At 59.7% G+C, this 4,343-nt stretch carries 3 protein-coding genes; 1 reads left to right on the top strand and 2 read right to left on the bottom strand.

Translation table 11 applies throughout. The features are described from left to right. Positions 1 to 190: 190 nt before the first annotated feature. Positions 191 to 1,621 carry a 6-phospho-beta-glucosidase gene (locus NV64_RS02865; protein WP_101505276.1) on the bottom strand — a complete coding sequence of 477 codons (1,431 nt, stop codon included), beginning with the start codon at positions 1,619 to 1,621 and terminating at the stop codon, positions 191 to 193. A gap of 12 nt (positions 1,622 to 1,633) precedes the next feature. Next, positions 1,634 to 3,109 carry a PTS cellobiose/arbutin/salicin transporter subunit IIBC gene (ascF, locus tag NV64_RS02860; protein ID WP_056239653.1) on the bottom strand — a complete coding sequence of 492 codons (1,476 nt, stop codon included), beginning with the start codon at positions 3,107 to 3,109 and terminating at the stop codon, positions 1,634 to 1,636. A 200-nt stretch (positions 3,110 to 3,309) separates the two neighbouring features. Here ascF and NV64_RS02855 point away from each other — a divergent pair, with 200 nt between their 5' ends. Next, positions 3,310 to 4,329 (top strand): LacI family DNA-binding transcriptional regulator, encoded by a 1,020-nt coding sequence (locus tag NV64_RS02855; RefSeq protein WP_101505275.1) that lies wholly within the window; start codon positions 3,310 to 3,312, stop codon positions 4,327 to 4,329. Positions 4,330 to 4,343 lie beyond the last annotated feature (14 nt).

The following is a 4,343-nucleotide window of genomic DNA, read 5'->3' as shown; positions in this document are numbered from 1 at the left end:
AGGTTGCAAACGCCTTAACTGTCGCCAGTAAACCGCAAAACCGCCCCGCCACCAACCATCCTTTTCGCAAGCCTAATCCCGCACCGTAGAAATAGACGCCGCCCGTCAGGATCGGTTACCCCGGGCGGTAAAAAAGGGCGCGAAAGCGCCCCTGACGGTGAGATTACCTGTACGGCAACCGGTTCAGTCGTTAACTCAGGTCCGCGCCGTTACTGGCGATCACCTTCTTATACCAGTAAAACGATTTTTTGCGGGTGCGGGCGAAGGTGCCCTGCCCCTGGTCATCGCGATCGACCCAGACAAAGCCGTAGCGCTTGCTCATCTCCCCGGTGGATGCGGACACCAGATCGATGCAGCCCCACGAGGTGTAGCCGATCACCGGGATACCGTCGTCGATGGCGTCCGCCATCGCCTTGATATGCTCGCGCAGGTAGCTGATGCGGTAGTCGTCGTCGATCCCGCCCTGCGCGTTAACCTCATCCTTCGCGCCGAGGCCGTTTTCCACCAGGAACAGCGGCTTCTGGTAGCGGTCATACATCATATTCATGGTGATGCGCAGCCCCAACGGATCGATGCCCCAGCCCCATTCGCTGGCCTGGATATGCGGGTTCCTCAGCGATTTGACGATGTTGGCGGCGCTGCTGTTGTGCTCGTTCATCTCCGCCGAGGCGCAGCGCGAGGCGTAGTAGCTGAAGGAGACAAAATCGACGCTGTTTTTCAGGATCTCATCGTCGCCCGGCTCCATCACCACGCTGATGCCTTTTTCGCGGAACAGGCGGCGGGTGTACGAGGGGTAAGCGCCGCGCGCCTGCACGTCGATAAAGAACAGGTTTTCGCGGTCCTTCTCCAGCGCGGCCCACACGTCTTCCGGCTTGCATGACCAGGGGTAGAAGTTGCCGCCGGCCAGCATGCAGCCCACCTGATTCTGCGGGTTGACCTCGTGGGCAATTTTAGTGGCCAGCGCGCTGGCCAGCAGCTCATGGTGCGCCGCCTGGTACTTCACCTGCTCCGGGTTGTCCTGCGGCTCAAACACCAGCCCGGCACCGGAGAACGGGCTGTGCAGCAGAATATTGATCTCATTAAAGGTCAGCCAGTACTTCACCAGGCCGTCAAAGGCTTCAAAGCAGGTGCGGGCATAGTGGGTAAAGAACGCCACCATCCTGCGGTTGCGCCACGAACCGTATTCGCGCACCAGGTGCATCGGCACGTCAAAGTGGCACAGCGTCACCAGCGGCTCAATGCCGTGCTTTTTGCACTCGCTGAACACATCCCGGTAGAAGGCGATGCCTTCCGCGTTCGGCACGGTCTCATCGCCGTTGGGGAACAGGCGGCTCCAGGCGATCGAGGTGCGAAATACGCTGAACCCCATCTCCGCCATCAGCGCAATATCCTCTTTGTAGCGATGGTAAAAATCAATGCCTTCATGGCTGGGATAAAACTCATCCTCGCGCAGCGCAAAGCGTTTTTGCTGGCCGAGCTTAACCGCCAGCCGGTCTTTACCGTGAGGGATCATATCCACCGTGGTCAGCCCTTTGCCGCCGGCCAGATACGCGCCTTCGGCCTGGTTAGCGGCGAGCGCACCACCCCATAAAAAGTCCGCGGGGAAAACAGATGCTGGCATAGATACCTCTTCTCAGTTGGTCGTTTTTAAAACAGGTTGTTCAGCTAACGCGGGTGCCGCGCTGGCCTTGTCGGTTGCCGCCTCGGCTTTCGTCTGCGGCTCAACCGGAATATCTTCAAAGCCCAGCACCAGCGTCAGAATAAATGACAGCACCACCGCGAGGATCATCACGCCAAACACCCAGACGATGGTCATCGGGTTGGTCGGGTCAAAGAACTGCACGCTGGTAAACAGGCCCGGCGAGGCCATCGAGTGGCTGGCCAGGCCCGCGACGCCGGCCACGCCGCCGCAGACAAAACCGCTGATTAACGCGGCGATCAGCGGGCGCTTCAGGCGCAGCGCCACGCCGTACAGCGCCGGTTCTGAAATACCGGCGACGATCGCCGAGGCCGCGGCGGCCAGCGCCGTCTGGCGCAGCTCCGGGTTTTTGGTGCGCCAGGCCACCGCCAGTGAGGAGCCGCCTAACGACAGGTTGGCGCCGATCTCAGACGGCATCACCATCCCCTCTTTGCCGGTTTCGGCGATGGTCTGAATGATGGTCGGCGTAAACACCCGGTGCATGCCGGTCATCACCAGCAGCGGCCACAGCGCGCCCATGATCGCCACCGATAACCAGCCCAGATAGCTGTGGATGGTGTAGACCAGCGCCGAGATGCCGCTGCCGATCCAGATCCCCAGCGGGCCAATCAGCAGGATGGCGATCGGCGCGGCGATCAGCACGATCAGCATCGGTTTAAGGAAGTTTTTGGTTACCGCCGGCGTGATGCGGTCAACCCAGCGTTCAATGTAGGAGAGCAGCCAGGTCATGATTAACGCCGGGATCACCGTGTAGGTGTATTTCACCGCCGTGACCGGCACCCCCATAAAGTCAACCGGCTGCCCCTGGGCCGCCTTCGCCATCAGATCGATAAACGCCGGGTGCAGCAGCACCCCGGCAATGGCGATCGCCAGCGACATATTGGTTTTGAATTTGACCGCGGCAGAGGCGGCCACCATCACCGGCAGGAAGAAGAACGCGCCGTCGCCGATAGCGTTAAGGATAATCAGCGTCGGGGCGTCTTTTTCGACTACCCCGGTCATCGCGAGGATCATCGCCAGCAGCTTGACCATCGAACCACCGATAATCGCCGGGATCAGCGGCGACATGGTGCCAATCAGCGCGTCGAGAATGCCGGCCCCGATGCGCCTCAGGGTGAGCTTGCCTTTGGCAGGCGCGGGCTGTGCCGCCGCTGCCCCGGCGGGCAGCAGTTTCACCACCTCGGCATAGGCCTGTGAAACGGTATTGCCGATAATCACCTGGCACTGATTTTCACTTCTCACCACGCCAAGCACGCCGCCGATCGCCTTCAGGCTGGCGGCGTCGACGCGGGCGTCGTCGTTAAGCACAAAGCGCAGGCGCGTCATGCAGTGCGTTACCGCCGCAACGTTATTCGCGCCGCCAACGGCGTCCACTATCGATCTTGCTACCGTTATATAATTTTTAGACATGAGGATGATTCTCGTAGGATAGGTAACCGGTCTCACACAATGTTGTTTAGATCCTGACTGGATATCAATAACTAAATTTAGTTATTGCTTTTTTTGTGAACGGGATCGACATGTGAGACGGCGATCGGCGGTGAATCGCCTGCTCTGGCGCGGGGTAATGTGTAGAATGGCGGCTATTGTTAACGGGTCAGGAAATCCCTATGTCGACCATGCAGGAAGTGGCAAAAATAGCCGGCGTCTCGAAAGCCACCGTGTCGCGGGTGCTCACCGGCAAAGGCTACGTCAGCGACGCCACGCGGGATCAGGTGTTTAAGGCGATTGAACAGGCGGGCTATCGCCCCAACCTGCTGGCGCGCAATCTGGCCAGCAGTAAATCGCAGTGCATCGGTATGGTGGTCACCAACACCCTGTATAACGGCAGTTACTTCAGCGAGTTGCTGGCACAGGCGGCAAAAAAGCTCGAGGACAACGGCCGCCAGCTGATTCTGGTCGACGGCAAACATAACGCCGGGGAGGAGCAGCAGGCGATCCAGTTTCTGCTCGGGTTACGCTGTGATGCGATTATCATCTATCCGCGCTTTCTGACCATTGCCGCGATGGATGAGATTATTGGCCAGCATAAGCAGCCGATTATGGTGGTGAACCGTCGGCTGCGGGTGCATCAGAGCCATTGCATCTGCTGCGATCATCAGGAAGCCAGCCGCAACGCCACGCGCCATCTGCTGGAACGCGGCCACCGCGAGATCGCTTTTGTCACCGGCTCGCTGGACTCACCGACGGCGATCGAACGGCTTTCAGGCTATAAAGAGGCGTTAAAACAGCACAGGATTGAACCGGACGAACGGCTGATCGTGCAGGGCAAATGGACGCCGGCCAGTGGGGCCGCGGCGGTCAGCGCATTGCTCAGCGATAACGTCTCCTTCAGCGCGGTGCTGGCCAGCAACGATGAGATGGCGATTGGGGCGATCAAGACCCTGACCCGGGCGGGCATCGCCGTACCGGCGCAGGTCTCGGTGATCGGCTTCGATGATATCCCGACCGCCGCCTGGCTTTCACCGGCCCTGTCCAGCGTAAAGGATCCGGTGAGCGGCATGATGAACGAAGTGATCGATCGGCTGATCGCCATGCTCGACGGCGGTTATCTGTCGCAGGACAATCTGTTTACCTCAACGCTGCAAATCAGGGATTCGGTGGCAGAGGGGCCTTACCGGCAACAGTGATATGTGTGACGGAT

The sequence above is a fragment of the Erwinia sp. B116 genome (genome assembly GCF_002865965.1).
Classification (GTDB): Bacteria; Pseudomonadota; Gammaproteobacteria; order Enterobacterales; family Enterobacteriaceae; genus Erwinia.
The sequence above is the reverse complement of the archived record's forward strand: the minus strand, read 5'-3'. Positions and strand labels throughout refer to the sequence as shown.

What these genes read in the sequence shown, in the direction of transcription:
- NV64_RS02865 (WP_101505276.1), bottom strand. Translation starts at nt 1,621, where the DNA reads ATGCCAGCATCTGTTTTCCCCGCGGACTTTTTATGGGGTGGTGCGCTC.
- ascF (WP_056239653.1), bottom strand. Translation starts at nt 3,109, where the DNA reads ATGTCTAAAAATTATATAACGGTAGCAAGATCGATAGTGGACGCCGTT.
- NV64_RS02855 (WP_101505275.1), top strand. Translation starts at nt 3,310, where the DNA reads ATGTCGACCATGCAGGAAGTGGCAAAAATAGCCGGCGTCTCGAAAGCC.